General features: G+C 62.8%; 16 protein-coding genes, 1 tRNA gene and 1 pseudogene. 7 read left to right on the forward strand and 11 right to left on the reverse strand.

Translation table 11 applies throughout. The features are described 5' to 3' along the window. Window positions 1–69: 69 nt before the first annotated feature. From FFI89_RS06710 to FFI89_RS06745, 8 genes are all read right to left on the reverse strand, one after another. The gene (locus tag FFI89_RS06710) at window positions 70–1449 is read right to left on the reverse strand and encodes a sigma-54-dependent Fis family transcriptional regulator (protein ID WP_138834044.1); all 1380 of its coding nucleotides are present in this window, start codon (window positions 1447–1449) and stop codon (window positions 70–72) included. 53 nt (window positions 1450–1502) lie between these two features. Then, window positions 1503–1853 (reverse strand): flagellar motor switch protein FliN, encoded by a 351-nt coding sequence (gene fliN, locus FFI89_RS06715; RefSeq protein WP_138834046.1) that lies wholly within the window; start codon window positions 1851–1853, stop codon window positions 1503–1505. 19 nt (window positions 1854–1872) lie between these two features. After that, window positions 1873–2499, reverse strand: coding sequence for a FliH/SctL family protein (locus FFI89_RS06720; RefSeq protein ID WP_138834049.1), 627 nt, complete (start codon window positions 2497–2499; stop codon window positions 1873–1875). Beyond that, complete coding sequence (gene fliG, locus FFI89_RS06725) at window positions 2499–3584, reverse strand: flagellar motor switch protein FliG (RefSeq protein WP_138834051.1); 1086 nt, start codon at window positions 3582–3584, stop codon at window positions 2499–2501. Before fliG ends, FFI89_RS06720 begins: the two co-directional genes overlap by 1 nt. A 6-nt stretch (window positions 3585–3590) precedes the next feature. Next, window positions 3591–5192 carry a flagellar basal-body MS-ring/collar protein FliF gene (gene fliF / locus FFI89_RS06730; protein WP_138834053.1) on the reverse strand — a complete coding sequence of 534 codons (1602 nt, stop codon included), beginning with the start codon at window positions 5190–5192 and terminating at the stop codon, window positions 3591–3593. A gap of 168 nt (window positions 5193–5360) precedes the next feature. Next, window positions 5361–5636, reverse strand: coding sequence for a DUF1153 domain-containing protein (locus tag FFI89_RS06735; protein WP_002714638.1), 276 nt, complete (start codon window positions 5634–5636; stop codon window positions 5361–5363). Between the two features lie 192 nt (window positions 5637–5828). Continuing rightward, window positions 5829–6527: a flagellar hook assembly protein FlgD gene (locus tag FFI89_RS06740; protein WP_138834054.1), complete on the reverse strand. Its 699-nt coding sequence runs from the start codon at window positions 6525–6527 to the stop codon at window positions 5829–5831. A gap of 10 nt (window positions 6528–6537) precedes the next feature. Further along, on the reverse strand, window positions 6538–8202 hold the full coding sequence (locus FFI89_RS06745; protein ID WP_246669482.1) for a flagellar hook-length control protein FliK: 1665 nt from the start codon (window positions 8200–8202) through the stop codon (window positions 6538–6540). Between the two features lie 368 nt (window positions 8203–8570). Here FFI89_RS06745 and mnmA point away from each other — a divergent pair, with 368 nt between their 5' ends. From mnmA to FFI89_RS06765, 4 genes are all read left to right on the forward strand, one after another. Then, the gene (gene mnmA, locus FFI89_RS06750) at window positions 8571–9767 is read left to right on the forward strand and encodes a tRNA 2-thiouridine(34) synthase MnmA (protein WP_138834058.1); all 1197 of its coding nucleotides are present in this window, start codon (window positions 8571–8573) and stop codon (window positions 9765–9767) included. A gap of 19 nt (window positions 9768–9786) precedes the next feature. Continuing rightward, window positions 9787–10425: a class I SAM-dependent methyltransferase gene (locus FFI89_RS06755; protein ID WP_138834060.1), complete on the forward strand. Its 639-nt coding sequence runs from the start codon at window positions 9787–9789 to the stop codon at window positions 10423–10425. A 135-nt stretch (window positions 10426–10560) separates the two neighbouring features. After that, entirely contained in the window at window positions 10561–10926 is a 366-nt protein-coding gene (locus FFI89_RS34800) for a hypothetical protein (protein WP_138834062.1), read from the forward strand. 114 nt (window positions 10927–11040) lie between these two features. Further along, a tRNA-Met gene (locus FFI89_RS06765) sits at window positions 11041–11117 on the forward strand. A gap of 171 nt (window positions 11118–11288) precedes the next feature. Here FFI89_RS06765 and FFI89_RS06770 read toward each other — a convergent pair. Then, complete coding sequence (locus FFI89_RS06770; RefSeq protein WP_246669378.1) at window positions 11289–12341, reverse strand: recombinase family protein; 1053 nt, start codon at window positions 12339–12341, stop codon at window positions 11289–11291. A gap of 120 nt (window positions 12342–12461) precedes the next feature. Then, window positions 12462–12947, reverse strand: coding sequence for an Lrp/AsnC family transcriptional regulator (locus FFI89_RS06775; protein ID WP_138836143.1), 486 nt, complete (start codon window positions 12945–12947; stop codon window positions 12462–12464). Between the two features lie 134 nt (window positions 12948–13081). Between FFI89_RS06775 and ald the strand changes: the two genes are divergently transcribed. Together ald and FFI89_RS06785 are read left to right on the forward strand one after the other, a co-directional pair. After that, window positions 13082–14197, forward strand: a complete 1116-nt coding sequence (gene ald, locus FFI89_RS06780) for an alanine dehydrogenase (RefSeq protein WP_138834064.1) — start codon at window positions 13082–13084, stop codon at window positions 14195–14197. Between the two features lie 66 nt (window positions 14198–14263). Next, a pseudogene (locus FFI89_RS06785) lies at window positions 14264–14566 on the forward strand (peptide-methionine (S)-S-oxide reductase); the annotation flags it as partial. A 104-nt stretch (window positions 14567–14670) separates the two neighbouring features. On the opposite strand, the gene FFI89_RS06790 reads toward FFI89_RS06785, so the two are convergent. Further along, window positions 14671–15273, reverse strand: coding sequence for a TetR/AcrR family transcriptional regulator (locus FFI89_RS06790; RefSeq protein WP_168212807.1), 603 nt, complete (start codon window positions 15271–15273; stop codon window positions 14671–14673). Between the two features lie 276 nt (window positions 15274–15549). Here FFI89_RS06790 and FFI89_RS06795 point away from each other — a divergent pair, with 276 nt between their 5' ends. Beyond that, the gene (locus FFI89_RS06795; protein WP_138834070.1) at window positions 15550–15942 is read left to right on the forward strand and encodes a hypothetical protein; all 393 of its coding nucleotides are present in this window, start codon (window positions 15550–15552) and stop codon (window positions 15940–15942) included.

A 15942-nucleotide genomic window follows, 5' to 3' on the forward strand; every position in this document is an offset into this window, starting at 1 on the left:
AACCCGGAATCTCGAGATTCCGGGTCTGGTCCTTCGGACCATCCCGGAATGACGTTGGAGAGATTCGACCTACCCCGCCGCCGCAAAGCGCTGATAGTCGCCGGCGCCGGCCGGCGTGATCGGGATGCCGCCGTCGGCATATTCGTTCAGCTTGTTGCGCAGCGTGCGGATCGAAATGCCGAGGATGTTGGCAGCATGGGTCCGGTTGCCGAGGCAGTGCTTCAGCGTCTCCAGGATCAGGTCGCGTTCGACGTCGGCGACGGTGCGGCCGACCAGCGCGCGGGTGACCTGTTCGGCGGCGAAGGTCGCATGCGCCACCGCGGGCGGGGTCTTGGCGAGGTCGAGACGGTCGCCGTCGGGCGTCAGGATGGCGTCGGCGCCGATCTCGTCGCCCTGGGCCATCAGCACCGAACGGTGCATGGTGTTTTCCAGCTCGCGGACGTTGCCCTGCCAGCGGTTGGCCGTCAGCACCCGCCGTGCGTCGGCCGAAATCGGGCGCAGCGGCACGCCGTTGGCTTCGGCATATTTCTTGGCGAAGTGCTGCGCCAGTTCGAGAATGTCGGCCGGGCGGTCGCGCAGCGGCGGGATCTTCAGGTTGACGACGTTGAGGCGGAACAGCAGGTCCTCGCGGAAAGAGCCTTCGCGCACGGCGTCGGCGAGGTTGCGGTTCGAGGTCGCGATGATGCGGATATCGACCGGCACCGGCTTGGTGCCGCCGACGCGGTCGATCACGCGCTCCTGGATCGCGCGCAACAGCTTTGATTGAAGCCGCACGTCCATCTCGGAGATTTCGTCGAGCAGCAGCGTGCCGCCGGTGGCCTCCTCGAACTTGCCGATCCGCCGCGCCACCGCGCCGGTGAAGGCGCCTTTCTCGTGGCCGAACAGTTCGGATTCCAGGAGATGCTCCGGGATCGCCGCGCAGTTGATCGAGATGAATGGCCGCTTGGCGCGGGCCGAGCGGGTATGGACATAGCGTGCCAGCACTTCCTTGCCGGTGCCGGACTCGCCGGTGATCATGACAGAGGCGTCGGAGCCGGCGATCTGCTGCGCCAGCTTGATCACCTTGCCCATCGCTTCGTCGCGGTAGACGAGGTCGCGGGAATCGTTGGCGACGGCGGCCAGCACCGCTGCGATCAGTTCCGGATCGGGCGGCAGCGGGATGTATTCCTTGGCGCCGGCATGGATCGCTGCGACCGCGGCGCGGGCATCGTTGGTGATGCCGCAGGCCACGATCGGCACGTGGATGTGTTCGGCTTCCAATCGCATCACCAGGTCGCGGATGTCGAGGGCGACATCGACCAGCAGCAGATCGGCGCCTTTGCCGCTGCGCAGCACGGCCATGGCCTGCTCGGTCGCCTCGGCGTGGGTCACCGAAGCGCCGTTGTCCATCGCGATCTTGGTGGCCGTCGTGAGCTGGCCCTTCAATGTGCCAACGATGAGAAGCCGCATGTTTATCTCCTGTTCGTCTGTGCGCGCCTGTTACGCGCGTATCGCCAAAATTATTAGGTGCGTTCTGCCTTGATGATTTCGGTCATGGTCACGCCGAGCTTGTCTTCCACCAGAACCACTTCGCCGCGCGCCACCAGGCGGTTGTTGACGTAGATGTCGATGGCTTCACCGACGCGGCGATCGAGTTCGAGCACGGTGCCGGGTCCGAGCTTCAGGAGCTCGCCGACGTCCATCTTGGAGCGGCCGAGCACGGCCGAGACCTGTACCGGCACGTCGAAGACGGCCTCGAGGTCGGCCGCGATCCGGGAGGCCTGTTCGTCCTCGTTGTAGGCCAGATCGTCGACCGGGGGCGCGTCCGCGGCGTTGAGATCGGGAAGCGGTACCTGTCCGTCGGTGTCACTCATGGTTCAGTCCTCATGGCCTTCAACTTCCGGCCTGATCGCGGGACGCCAAATAGCGCCCGACAAGTTCGTTGATCTTGGCTTCGATGGCCGCGCGCTCCAGCACCACGCCACCGTCAGCCCATTCGATTCGGCAGTCGCCGCCGGCGATGCCCGGTTCGGCCAGGATGACGAGCCGCCCCTCGAAGCCGCACTGGGAGGCGAGCCGCTCGATCTTCTCGCGGGCGGCCTCGTAGAGCTGATCGTTGATGCGCACAACCAAGTGCGGCGTCGCCACCAGATGCGAGAAGCAGTCGCTCACCAGGGCGATGATCTCGGCGATCGGTTCGCGGGAAACCAGTTCGTCGCACAGCTTGCGCGCCACCGCGACCGCGACGTCGACGGCCTCGGTCTCCATCCGGGTTTCGATGCCGGAAAAGCGCGACGCGATGCCCTTGACGGCGATGCCGATTTCCTCGAGCGCCAGCGCCGCGCGGCGGTCGCTCTCCGCCTTGGCTTCGCGCTGCGCGGCGTCGTAACCGGCGCGATAGGCGCGGGCCTCGGCGGCCGCGATCTTCTCGGCGATCTCGGCGGCCGTGGCGGCACGCTCGCGCGCCTTGTCGGGCGTCCCGAAATCCATGTCGAACAGGAATTTTGCGGGTGCTGCCATCAGTACACCAGCTCGTCGTCGGCGCGGTTTTTGGTCAGCGTAATTTCACCCTTGGCCGCCATGTCCTTGGCGAGGTTGACGAGCAGCGCCTGCGCCTCGTCGACGTCGCGCAGCCGCACCGGTCCCATCGCGGCCATGTCGTCCATCAGCATCTTGCCGGCGCGCGAGGACATGTTGCCGAGGAAGAAGCTGCGGACTTCCTCGTTGGCGCTCTTCAGCGCGATGCCGAGCTTGTCCTTGTCGATATTGCGCATCAGCGTCTGCGCCGAGGCGGAGTCGAGCTTGATCAGGTCGTCGAAGGTGAACATCAGCGCCTTGATGCGCTCGGCGGATTCGCGGTTTTCCTCCTCCAGCGAGGTGATGAAGCGGGTTTCGGTCTGGCGGTCGAAATTATTGAAGATTTCGGCCATCACCTCGTGGGCATCGCGGCGGCGGGTCTGCGACAGGTTGGACATGAATTCGGTGCGCAGCGTCTGCTCGACGCGCTCGATCACTTCCTTCTGCACCGCTTCCATCTTCAGCATGCGCCCGACCACGTCGAGGGCCAGGTCCTCTGGCAGGATCGCGAGCACGCGGGCGGCGTGTTCCGGCTTCAGCTTCGAGAGCACCACGGCGATGGTCTGCGGGTATTCGTTCTTGAGATAGTTGGCGAGCACCTCTTCCTGGACGTTGGAGAGCTTCTCCCACATGTTGCGGCCGGCGGGGCCGCGAATTTCGTCCATGATGCCGGTGACGCGCTCGGAAGGCAGGTATTGCTGCAGCAGCCGTTCGGTGGCGTCGAAAGTTCCCATCAGCGCGCCGGATGCCGACATGCGCGAAACGAATTCGAGCATGAGATCCTCGACCACGTCGGCCTCGACGTTACCGAGCGTCGACATGTGGATCGACAATTCGCGAACCTCGTCGTCATCGAGCAGCGACCAGACCTTGCCGCCATATTTTTCGCCCAGCGCCAGCATCAGGATGGCGGCGCGCTTCGGGCCGCTCAGCGGCTTGCCCTTGGGCCGGGTGGCCTGACGGCTCGCCAGCGCCGAGATGACGGTGGTGATGTCGTTGGTGTTGTTGACTTGGGGTACGGCGGCCATGTCCGGTTACTCGACGGGTTCGGTCAGCCATTGACGAACAATGGATGCGGTTTCGTTGGGATTGCGTTCGGCCAGTTCGCCGACCCGGTGCACGGCCTGGGCGTGGACCTGGCCCTGAACCTGGGCGACGTCGATCAGCGATACGGGAAGCAGCGCCTGGCCGGCCGCGCCATCCGCGCTGCCGTCGGTCAGGGCCGGCGCGGCTTCGGTCTTCGGCGCCGGGACGACTTCGGCAGCCAGGATGCGCTTGACCAGCGGCCGGATCACCATGAACAGCACCACGAGGCCGAGCAGCATCATGACGCCGAGCTCGATGACGTACATGACGTCATCCTTGGTGAATTGCAGCATGCCGAGGAGGCCGGTCGGCTCCGCGACCGGGGGGACGGTCGGGGCCTCGGCGAAGCGGAGGTTGACGACCTCGACCTGGTCGCCGCGCTTCTGGTCGAAGCCGATCGCCGAGCGCACCAGGGTGGCGATACGGTCGAGCTGTTCCTTGCTGCGGTCTTGGTAGACCATCTCGCCTTTTTCGTTCTTGGTATAGGCGCCGTCGACCAGCACCGCGACCGAGATCTTGTTGACCCGTCCGACCTCGGTGACTTCGGTCTTGGTGGTGCGCGAAATTTCGTAGTTGTTGGTTTCTTCGCTCTTCTTGCTCTGGTCGCGCGCGGTCGGCCCGCTATTGGCCTGGTTGCCGGGCAATTCGTTATTGACCGTCACCTGGCCGTTGTTTTCGGCGGTGGCAGACGATTCCTCGCGGCTCTGGCTGGAGCGCAGCACCCGTCCCTCCGGATCGAACTTGTCCGAGGTCTGGGTGATCTTGTTGTAGTCGAAATCGGCGGTGAGCTGGACGCGGGCGCGGCCCTGGCCGACCACCGAGGAGACGATGCCCTCGACCTCGTTACGCATCCGCCTTTCGAAAGCGGAGCGGCGCTCGTCGCCGGCAGTGCTTTCACTGTCGCCGCCGGCGCCGTCGGCCAGCAGCCGGCCGCCCTCGTCGACGATCGATACCCGTTGCGGCTTCAGCCCGTTGACGGCGGAGGCGACCACGTGGCGGATGGCGCGGATTTGCGCCGGCTCGAGGCTGCCGCGCACCCGGACCACGATCGAGGCCGACGGCTCCGGGGTTTCGCGCGAAAACAGCGGACGTTCGGGCAGCACCAGATGGACGCGGGCGGCCTGGATGCGGTCGATGGCGCGAATGGTGCGGGCAAGTTCACCCTCCAGCGCGCGCAAATGGTTGATGTTCTGGACGAAACTGGTGGTGCCGAGGGCGTCCGATTTATCGAAAATCTCGTAGCCGACGCCGCCACCCTTGGGCAGGTTGCTTTCGGCAAGCTTCATCCGCAGTCGGGTGACCTTGTCCTTCGGCACCATGATCACGGCGCCCTCGTTACGCAGTTCGAAGGGGATCGCCTGGCGTTCCAGGTCCTTGATGATGCCGGAGGAGTCTTCGGCGGACAGGTCAGTGAACAGGGTCGTCATCTGCGGCGTCGTGACGCGCATGATGACGAACGCAAAGAAGGCAACCAGCGCGGTCGTAACCGCGATCATGGCCATCAGCCGCGAGGCGCCGAGACTTCGCAGGAAAGCAACGAGACTTTGCACCAACTGCCCCCAGGGATTCGGCCCAAGGGACCGACTGGGCAATTATTGCCTAGGTGATGGTTTCCATATGGTTAACGAAGGTTAAGAATGGCGACGAAAGTTCGGCATGAAAAAAACCGGCTTCGCAAAGCGAAGCCGGTTTTCATCAAATGCCGTTGTTCGGGAAGCTTACTGGCGGTATTGCTGGATCCGGGTGGTCCGCAAGCCGGCCAGGCCATGCTGATCGATGGAAAACTGCCAAGACAGAAACTCGTCCACCGTCAGCGTGTAGCGGCTGCAAGCCTCCTCAAGGGAGAGCAGGCCGCCGCGGACTGCGGCAACGACTTCGGCCTTGCGGCGGATGACCCACCGTTTGGTTCCGGGCGCGGGCAAGTCCGCAATTGTTAACGGACTGCCGTCAGGCCCGATGACGTATTTTACCCTCGGGCGATGGGGTTCTGTCATGGCGTACTCACAAACTCTCAACCACTGAACTCACTCTAACAACCTACGCCCCTCAACTTAAAATTTGCCTAAGCCCAAGCCTCCAATACGAATCTCCTTGAAATGGCCTGGAACGCGGTTCGGCCCGGCAATGCCGGGCCGAAGCTGTCTGGGTGGTATTGAGGGGACGCTGCCCGTCCGGCGGGCGACCGGCTAGCTGACGATGGCCTTGACCTGATTGACCGTGTAGGTCTGCCCGTTGATCGTCAGCAAAGGCGGCGACTGGGTGAGGTCCACCGAGCTGACCGTGCCCTGCAGCCGGGTCGCAACGCCGACGGTTTGGCCGTTGCTGTCGGTGGCGGTGGCGTTCAGCGTATATTTGCCGTCCGGCCACTGGGTGCCGTCGGTGCCCTTGCCGTTCCAGACAAATGGCTGATTGTCGCCGGCCTTGACTGAGTAGGTGTTGCTGAAGACGGTCTGCCCGGCGCTGTTGGTGACCGTGAGATTCAAGTTGGCGTCCTTGGGAACGCTGACATCCCATGTCGCCGAAGCGTTGGTCAGGTTCGCTGTGCTGCCGTCGACCACCGCGGTCTTGCCGACCAAGCCCAGTGCCTGCGTCGATTGCGCGGTCTGCTGCAGCGAGATCAGCGAGCCCAACTGATCGTTGGTCTTGAGCTGCTGTTCCACGCCGGCGAACTGCACCAGCTGCTGGGTGAACTGGTTGGTGTCCAGCGGACTGAGCGGATTCTGGTTCTGCAACTGCGTCGTCAGCAGCGTCAGAAACGTCTGGAAATTTCCGGCGAGCGTCGCGCCGGTGGTCGAACTCAGCGACGAGCCCGTTGATGAGGTCGGTAGCGGCGTCGTTCCCGAGACCACCGGGCCGGCCACTGTTGCTGCACCTGTCGTTGCCATGTCGTTCTCCTCAAACCCTGATGTCGACGCCGCTGCTCGATCCGAGCATGCGGCCATAGCTTCGTCCCGCGATCGCGGTTGCGGGCATGGTGTCGTCTTCGCTGATCACCAGCCGCTGCGCGTTACGGCCGGTATCGTTGCCGCTGTTCTGGCCGGAAGATGACTGGTCGCGCAGGCTGAATTGCAGCCCGCTGCCGTCGGTCTTGAAACCGGCGTCGTCGAGCGCGCGCTGCAACTGGGGTGCGTCCTGCCGCAACATCGAAAGCGTTTCCGGCTTTTCGACCGTCAGATGCGACGTCACCTGGCCGTTGCGATCGACGTCGATACGGACGTCGATGCGGCCAAGATCGGCGGGGTCGAGCCGGATTTCGAAACGGCTCTTGCCGCTCTTTGCCGACGCTGCGATCTCCATCGCAACGCCGCTCAGCGGCACCGTGGTGCTCGTCGCTGCGGTGACGGTCAATTGTGCCGCCGTAGCAGTCGTGGTGGCAGCAGACGGCTGCTGCGCCTGGATGACGCCGGCGCCCAGCACGCCGTTGCCCGACGTGTTGGCCAGGGTCTGACCGGCGTCGGCGGCGGCCGCATGTCCGTGAGCGGCGGCGTTGACGGCCGGAGCGGCATTGGCTGACGCGTCGGCCTTCACGGCATCGACGATGCCGTTCTCGGCTTTCGGCTTGCCCGCAGCTGCCTGCGGCGTGCCGGCCGGAACGATGGCGGCTGCGCCGCCGGTCGCGGTTGCCGGTGTATCCACCGTGCCGTCCGTCTCGCCCGGCGTTGTGGCGCCTTCCTTGGCTGCGACGGGAGCCTTGATCTGGGATGCGCCTTTCGATGCGGCAGGCGTCTTTGCACCCGCGGATGCGGCGAGCGCAATTCCGACGGTGACGGTTGTGTCGGCCGAGGTGGCCTGCGCGGTGACGGTCTCGCCGCCGGCGGTCTGGGTATTGGTCTTGGTGCCCTCGGCCTTGGTCGCGTTTCCCGTTGCCGCTACTGCCGTTGCCGCTGCCGTCGTCGCGACGTCGGCTGTAGCAGCGCCGGGCGCCGTACCGTTGGCCACGGCCGCGGAGGCGGCGATCGCTGCTGCGGCGATCGCGAGCGGCGCTGCCGCCTTGTCGGTCGAAGGCGTTGCGGGTAATGCGCCCGCGGGTGCTGCGGGCGCTACGGGTGCGGCAATGGTGACGGCAATGGCGTCCGCGGTCACCGCGGCCGTTGCATCCAGCTTCGCCTGATCGGTGGCTGAGGCGTCACCACTGGCGGATTTCGCCGAAGCATCCTTGGCGTCATCGGACTTGGTGTCGGTGGACTTCGACGCGTCGGATTTCGATTTGGCGCGGGGCGCATCGGTCTTGGCGCTCGCATCGGCATCGTCGCGGGCGTTGACCGCGGTATCGCGGTCATCAGAGTCGTTGCGCGGCGTATTGTCCGACGTGGCGGCGGTGTCGCGCGAGCGGCTGTCGGATGGTCCTTGCGAATCGTCGGCGCGCCGGGGGGCGGGCGCCTGTGACGCTGCCTGGGAATTGTCCTGAGAACTCGGCTGTGAATTCGCTTGCGCGCGGTTGTCGATATGGCCCGCATTGCTGTCGATCAGCGCCGCGAAACTGTCGTTTCCGGCCGGCGGGCTGGGATCCGGCCGGGCGGATCTCGCCGACGCGCCCTGCAGAGACGCGTTTGCCAACACTTCTGACGTGACACTGACCACCGACGAACCCTCGCGCTGAAACCTGGCTACTAGTCAGCAAGGACCGGGCCACCGGCGTCTGAGAAAAATATACCAATAATTTCAATTGCTTAAGCTATGACCCGGCGGGCTGCCGTGGGGTTGCCATGGCCCCCTTTTCTGCCCGGCGGCAAGATTTGCCGTCTGGAGCTGCTCCAAATGCGGGTTCGGCTGATTGCCTCGCGGGAATACGGCCTATATTAAAGAGCGGCGTCCGATCTGGGCTGCGGTGGCCGAAAAATGCCCTAAGGCCTTATATATAAAAGGTTTCTAACTCCCGGCCGTGCGCGCCACGCTAATCCTCGCGATTGAAGTCGATGACCTCTGCCATGCCAAACAGTCTGGATATCGAAGGCCGCCCCCAGGACACACGGATCGTGGTCGCCATGTCGGGTGGCGTCGACTCCTCGGTGACGGCCGCCTTGCTGAAGTCCGAAGGCTATGACGTGGTCGGGATCACGCTGCAGCTCTACGACCACGGTGCGGCGACCCATCGCAAGGGCGCCTGCTGCGCCGGCCGCGACATCCACGATGCCCGCAACGTCGCCGAGCGCATCGGCATCCCGCATTACGTGCTCGACTACGAAAGCCGCTTCCGCGAATCCGTGATCGACAATTTTGCCGACAGCTACGCGCTCGGCGAAACGCCGGTACCGTGCATCGAGTGCAACCGCTCGATCAAGTTTCGCGACCTGTTGTCGACCGCGCGCGAACTCGGCGCCCACGCGCTGGCGACCGGGCACTATGTCGCGTCGCGCCGGCTTGCCGACGGATCGCGGGCGATGGTTTGCGCCGCGGACAGCGATCGCGACCAGAGCTATTTCCTGTTCGCCACCACGCGCGAGCAGCTCGATTATCTGCGCTTTCCGCTCGGCGACATGAGCAAGCCCGAGGTGCGCGAACTGGCGCGGCGCTTCGAACTTGAAATCGCCGACAAGCAGGACAGCCAGGACATCTGCTTCGTGCCGACCGGACGCTACACCGACATCATCGGCCGATTGAAGCCCGGCGCGATCGAGCCCGGCGATATCGTCGATCTCGGCGGAAACGTCATTGGCCGGCATCAGGGCATCGTTCATTTCACCGTCGGCCAGCGCAAGGGACTGGGCATCGCATCCGGTGCGCCGCTCTACGTCATCAAGCTCGATGCCTTGAGCCGCCGCGTCGTGGTCGGACCGCGCGAGGCGCTGCGGATGGATCGTATCCGGCTGCGCGACGTCAACTGGATCGGCGACGGGCCTCTGGACCGCGTCATCGGCGACGGCATCGAGATGTTCGTGCGCGTGCGCTCGACGCGCGCGCCGCAACCGGCGTGGCTGCGCGCGGTCGACGGCGGCTATGAAGTCGAATTGGTAGCCGGCGAAGAAGGCGTGTCGCCGGGCCAGGCCTGCGTATTCTACGACGCAGCCGGCGGACAGGCGCGCGTGCTCGGCGGCGGATTCATCAAGAGCGCGACGGCGAGGAATGCGGTGGCAAGGGCAGGGGTGCGGGAAACAGCGCCGCTCGCCGAGGCGATACGCGGCTAAAAAAATCGGGGCGCTGGAAATGGCTGGGGACATCGACCGCGATGGGGTCGAAAAGGCTTATGGGCGCTGGGCGCCGGTCTACGATCTCGTCTTCGGCAAGGTGTTCGACGCCGGCCGCCAGTCGACCATCGTGGAAGCCGACAAGATCGGCGGGCGCATTCTCGACGTCGGCGTCGGCACGGGATTGTCGCTGTCGGATTATTCGCGCAGCACCAGATTATGCGGTGTCGATATTTCCGAGCCGATGCTGCGCCGGGCGCTCAAGCGCGTGCGCGCGCTCGGCCTCACCAATGTCGAAACGCTGGCGGTGATGGACGCCAAGAACCTCGCGTTCAGGGATTCGTTTTTCGACGCGGTGGTGGCGCAGTATGTCATCACCGCGGTGCCGGATCCGGAACGCACGCTGGATGATTTCATCCGGGTGCTGAAGCCCGGCGGCGAACTCATCCTGGTCAATCACATCGGCGCCGAAAGCGGCCCGCGGCGTCTGTTCGAACTGGCGTTCGCGCCACTGGCGCGGCGGCTCGGCTGGCGTCCGGAATTTCCCTGGGCCCGCCTGACCGACTGGGCCGCCAGGCACGGCGGGGTCAGCCTGACCGAGCGGCGGCCGATGCCGCCGATGGGGCATTTTTCGCTGATCCGGTTCCGCAAGGCCTGAACTGAATAGCGTTTTCGAGCGAAGCATGCCCTCGGACTTGATCCGGGGGTGGAGGCCGGTTCGCGTCAAGAAAACGCGTCAAAACAAGACCGCGATTCAGCCGGGAACATCCGCGACCATCCGCCGTTTCCCCGCATGGGAATAAAACGCGCAATCTTTCTGTCGTGTATTGTGATGGCGGCCTCCGGTGGGGCTTCCGCACAGGCCCCGCCTGGTCCGGTCACTCCCCCGGCCCAGACCGCGCCGCCATCACCACCGCCCCCCGTCAACTGCGCCCCGATGAAGCCGGCGCCGGGCTCGACGACCGTTGTGCCCGACGGAATCACCACCGGCAGAGCGCCCGAGCCGCTTGCCGACAAACTGGCCCGTTCCGATGGCGTATTGTGCCCGCCTGCGGGGATCGACCCCGAAATGCGCGCGCCGGCGCCGGATATCGGAAAAACACCTGTGATTCCACCACCCGGCAGTCCCGGCGGCGACCCCACGATCCGGCCGAAATAGCCCGGTTTGCAGACACTTGGCGGAGCAGCGGGCTTTGCTTGACAGGCCCTTGACCCACTCCTTATATGCCGCGCGTTCGCGACTGCGGTGGTGTGTGCCGTGACAGTGAACCGTGGCGAGGTAGCTCAGCTGGTTAGAGCACGGGAATCATAATCCTGGGGTCGGGGGTTCGAGTCCCTCTCTCGCTACCATCTTTCCCCACACTCCTCGAGCGTTGTGGGGGTAGGCCTGCTCCCCCAGCAGTGCGTTCAAGCGTCTGACAATCTTAACTGCGACCCCGCCTGGATGCGAGGGGTTCCGGAATACCGTTACCGTCTCGACGAGATCTCTGATTGCTTCTGCGGCCTAAGAATCCCCAGCATTCAGCCCTTCGACAAAGCGTCCTGCAGACGGGCGAGTAGTTGCTCATAGCGCGCCAGTACGGCCGGGTGGAGCGCGATAACATCGCCGACCGCAGGTTCGCCGTCCAACTCCCTCGCTACCTGCTTTCGCTCTTCGTCCAAGACACTCGAGCGAGGACCAAGCACCGCGGGGTCACCGTGTCCTTTTGCTATCGCGTCAACGAGCCGGTGTATCTCGCGACCGAGCTCGCCGAGCCGCAATTCAAGGTGAGCCCGTCTAGCGCACGCCTTGGCTAAGAGACGTTTCCGCTCATCGTGATAAGCCCGCACGTACTCAGCAATTACGCTCGGATGCCGCAGCTCGGCCTCTACGCCGGCAAGAACTGCACTTTCTACTGTCGCGAGATAGAATGTCTTTCCGTCGCGACACACGCCGCTCTCCGTGGCAGCTGAACAGCGGATGCGAATGCGTTCAGACTTATCCTTGCCATTCGTCGACATCCCTGCACCGCATGCACCGCAGCGGAGGAGGCCCGATAGCATGTGGCGCGGCCGTCGCTGTTGGTTCGGATGAGTCTTGCCTCGTTCTTGTTTGCGACTTTGTGCGGCGTCAAATAGCTTTTGCGAGACAATGCGCAGATCTGGCACATCCGTGGTCTGCCAGTCGTTCTTGGCGTTTGGACGCGACAGTCGCTTGCCCGTGTCAGGATCTTTGATCATCCTCACTTTATTCCAGACAAGCCGGCCCACGTAGAGTTCGTTTTGGACTATGCCCGTGGCACGCTGCTTATTCCCATTAATTGTAGAGGCGTTCCATGAGCGCCCGCGTGGCGGTGATATGCGTTCATTGTTCAGATCGTATGCGATTTCACGAGGTGTCCTTCCAGCAACGTATTCCTCGAAAATACGTTGGACGATTTTAGCTTCAGCTTCGACAATGATCCGCTTGCCCTTTTCGCCGGCGGCAGGAGCATAGCCATAGGCCTTCCCACCTGCATTGAGGCCTTGGCCGATGCGACCAGCCAGACTTCTGCGCACCTTGTGGGCATTGTCCTCGCGAAATAGCTGACCCACCAGTCAAACAATGGAAACCGCAGCCCGAAAACAAAGTTAGAAGGGAGTGGGGATGAGAGTTGGGGGCCGGCTACATCTTGCGGGCTCATCAAACCGGACGCTGTCCCTTCAACGATCGAGCTATTTTTCTCGACTTGCCTTTCCGAACACTACTGGTGGAACGGCGCGGTTGACGACATCCCGCATGGCGAAGCTAGACTGGATACGTGCAACGCGTGGCAGGCGAGAAAGCTCGGTCCGATGGATCCGCTCGAAGTCTTGGATATCGCGGGCTAGCACGATGGCGACATAGTCGTCGCTCCCGGACATCAAGAAACACCTGACCACGGACGGGCAATTCACTACGCCGGCCTCGAACGCTTTAAGCGCCTGGTCGCTCTGACTCTCTAACGCGATCCGGACGAGCACGGTCGTGCGAAGACCGAACCGGCTCAAATCGAGGGTGGCTTGATAGCCGTGTATGAAGCCGTTTTCTTCCAGGGACCTTTGTCGCCTCGCGATTGCGGTGTTCGAGAGGCCGACACGGCTGGCCAAGTCGACCATGCTCACTCTCGCGTTCGCTGATAATTCGGCAAGGATCATGATATCGATTCTATCGATTTCCATATGTTCAATTTCCTGCGTCATTTAGCCGAATATAGTTCATTTTACTCGAAAATTGGTCAATTATTCGCCAGATTGCAGAGAATTTAACCTTATATTGCGTTATAAAACAACGTCATTCAGGAAAGGCGTTCTTCATGCGCGTCGGCGTGCCCAAGGAAATCAAAACGCACGAATATCGTGTTGGTCTCACTCCAGGCGCGGTTCGGGAATACGTAAACGCCGGCCACAGCGTTCTTGTGGAATCGAAAGCTGGCGTTGGAATCGGAGCGGGCGACGAGATCTATCGCATGGCCGGCGCCATCGTGGTTGATACGGCGGCCGAAGTGTTCGCCACCGCCGATATGATCGTCAAAGTTAAGGAGCCCCAGCCGGTCGAGTGGGTGCAGTTGAGGGAAGGTCAGATCGTCTACACGTATTTGCATTTGGCCCCTGATCCCAAACAGGCGAGAGGTCTTATGGACTCCGGCTGTACAGCGATCGCCTACGAGACAGTCACGGACAAGCGCGGTGGCCTTCCCCTTCTCGCTCCGATGAGCGAGGTTGCGGGCAGACTTTCGATCGAGGCGGCCGGGACGGCCCTCAAGCGCCACAATGGCGGTCGTGGCTTATTGATCGGAGGCGTCCCCGGGGTTCAGCCCGCGCGCGTCGTAGTGATCGGCGGCGGTGTTGTCGGGACGCATGCCGCACGCATGGCGACCGGCCTCGGAGCGGAGGTGTCTATCCTTGACCGCTCGATCCCCCGCCTGCGCGAACTGGACGAATTGTTCGAGGGGCGCGTCCGCACAAGATTTTCCACAATTGAGGCGATCGAACAGGAAGTCTTCACAGCAGATGTCGTGATCGGAGCCGTACTTGTGCCGGGTGCGAGCGCACCGAAATTGATATCACGGGAGATGTTGAAATCGATGAAGCCCGGCTCGGTAATCGTCGACGTAGCTATCGACCAGGGCGGCTGTTTTGAAACATCACGTGCGACGACCCATGCTGATCCCACCTATGAGGTCAATTGTGTCGTCCACTATTGCGTTGCGAACATGCCCGGTGCGGTACCGGTCACCTCAAGCCAGGCGTTGAACAACGCGACGCTACCTTTCGGGTTGGCGCTGGCGAACAGGGGGTTCGCTGCAATCATCGAGGATCCTCATCTGCGAGCCGGCCTCAACGTCCATCGCGGTCGCCTTACCTACAGGGCTGTGGCGGAAAGCCTCGGGCTTCAATTCTCTCCTCTCCAAGATGGAGTCGCCGCCTAGGCGTTTTCATCTGCAGCATTGAGTTTCTCCCAGACTTGAGCCGCGGTTATGCGGCTTTCTTTTTTTCACGGCAATCATGCGGAAGCAATCGAGATCACCTTAATCCGCAGATCATTGGCGAGCGATGAACAAAGGCGGATTGCGGAAGATGCAATTGCCGATGTCAATGCGCCGGGACTTTGGCCGGGCAAGGCGGTGACCGAAGTTGCGCCGGTTGGACCCTCCTGGGAGGCTGAACCTGAGCATCAGGATTATTTGGAGCGCTTCCCGGACGGATATACTTGTCATTTCATCAGACCCGACTGGAAACCGCCGCAACGATCAGACCTTCAGCGACAGGGCGCGGGCGGCGTCAATCATGGTGCTTGAGACCATGAACGAGATCCGGCTTGGTCAATTTTTGCCGCCATCTCGCTTATCCCGAGATCGCCGGCCGCCTGCTCGTTGATCCTGCACGCGACTTCCGTGCTGGCCTATTGAACCAGCTGCCGGGCATAAGCCTTGGCTCCCGCAATGAGAGCGTCGACCGCTCGTTTGGACCGGGCTTTGCCTGGTTTGGCCAGCTCCTGCAGGATCAGGCCGTCCACGCCAGACAGGATGAAGCGCGCAAGCGAGGCGCAAGCCGCGGACGAGAGTGCTTGCGATTCCCGCGTTACGTTCCTGAGATGGTCATGATACAGGCGAACGTAGGATTCATACTGGCGCTCGGCCAGCCATTGGGCGCCCTCGCGAAGAGCGTAGAGCGTCAGCTCGTACTGGACGATCTGAAGTTCTCTCGTCTGCGAGACCGAACGCCATGCGCCATGAATCAACTGTTCGATGCATTCGTCCAGGTCCGAGCCGATCGTCACACGTCGCGCGCGAAGTCTCGCCGCCATGTCTTCGATCAGCGCCTCGAGCACCGCGACCAGCAACGCGCTCTTGCTGTCGAAATGATAATGCAGCGTGGCGAGCCGCACGCCGGCCTCCGTCGCAATCTCGCGAGTCGTCGTGCCGATAACGCCCGAGCGTGACAGCGCGCGTAACGCGCCTTCGATGATCTGGGCGCGGGTTTGATCGCTCTTCGTTTTCTTCATCCCGCCTTGTTTGCTCTCCTCCATTGGTTTGTCAAATCGGCAGAGGTCGCCCCCGGCGCGAGCACGGCATCACGCACCGGCAATTTACCTGACGACCAAGCGGGCCGCGCGCGAAATATGGTCATTTGACCAAAATTGGTCGCTTGACCAAATATTGGATTTGTAGATATGCTTCGTTCGAGTGCTGCGGCGCGTAATTCGCATGCCGTCTCGGCGCTGTCGCAATGACTGTTCCTGTGCCCGGACGGTAGTAGGTACGTTGAAGCCGCAACATGAATGATCGAAGAAAACAGCACCGGCATCGGAGCGGAAGAGCCGCCCCACATGTTGCATGCCGGCGAAGGCTTCAACGCTATCAAGGCTGCCGCTGAAATGATCTGCGCGCTGATCGATGTCCGGCCTAACGATCGAGTCAACATTCCGCACAAGGATCAGGCCGGATTTCTCATTGTTCACGCCAATGGCGAGGGCCGCGACGGGATACTGGACCTTGCCGAAACGCTGTCCGTGACCGTTGGTCGGGAGCGTGGGTTGAGCGCGAGGGAGACCCGGATGAGTTGGGGCGTCAACGTGAGGAGTGCCGTCGCCGGGTGGCGAGCGAACGCTACGATATATCCAGGCCGTGGAAATTGCAGAACGGTTTCGGTGTTGCAGGCAACCGGAGGATGA

Origin of the sequence: Bradyrhizobium sp. KBS0727, from assembly GCF_005937885.2 — a bacterium.
In the GTDB taxonomy this organism is placed as follows: domain Bacteria; phylum Pseudomonadota; class Alphaproteobacteria; order Rhizobiales; family Xanthobacteraceae; genus Bradyrhizobium.

Coding starts and splice junctions, on each gene's coding strand:
- FFI89_RS06710 (WP_138834044.1), bottom strand. CDS start 1,449: ATGCGGCTTCTCATCGTTGGCACATTGAAGGGCCAGCTCACGACGGCC.
- fliN (WP_138834046.1), bottom strand. CDS start 1,853: ATGAGTGACACCGACGGACAGGTACCGCTTCCCGATCTCAACGCCGCG.
- FFI89_RS06720 (WP_138834049.1), bottom strand. CDS start 2,499: ATGGCAGCACCCGCAAAATTCCTGTTCGACATGGATTTCGGGACGCCC.
- fliG (WP_138834051.1), bottom strand. CDS start 3,584: ATGGCCGCCGTACCCCAAGTCAACAACACCAACGACATCACCACCGTC.
- FFI89_RS06735 (WP_002714638.1), bottom strand. CDS start 5,636: ATGACAGAACCCCATCGCCCGAGGGTAAAATACGTCATCGGGCCTGAC.
- FFI89_RS06740 (WP_138834054.1), bottom strand. CDS start 6,527: ATGGCAACGACAGGTGCAGCAACAGTGGCCGGCCCGGTGGTCTCGGGA.
- mnmA (WP_138834058.1), top strand. CDS start 8,571: ATGCCAAACAGTCTGGATATCGAAGGCCGCCCCCAGGACACACGGATC.
- FFI89_RS06755 (WP_138834060.1), top strand. CDS start 9,787: ATGGCTGGGGACATCGACCGCGATGGGGTCGAAAAGGCTTATGGGCGC.
- FFI89_RS34800 (WP_138834062.1), top strand. CDS start 10,561: ATGGGAATAAAACGCGCAATCTTTCTGTCGTGTATTGTGATGGCGGCC.
- FFI89_RS06775 (WP_138836143.1), bottom strand. CDS start 12,947: ATGGAAATCGATAGAATCGATATCATGATCCTTGCCGAATTATCAGCG.
- ald (WP_138834064.1), top strand. CDS start 13,082: ATGCGCGTCGGCGTGCCCAAGGAAATCAAAACGCACGAATATCGTGTT.
- FFI89_RS06790 (WP_168212807.1), bottom strand. CDS start 15,273: ATGAAGAAAACGAAGAGCGATCAAACCCGCGCCCAGATCATCGAAGGC.
- FFI89_RS06795 (WP_138834070.1), top strand. CDS start 15,550: ATGATCGAAGAAAACAGCACCGGCATCGGAGCGGAAGAGCCGCCCCAC.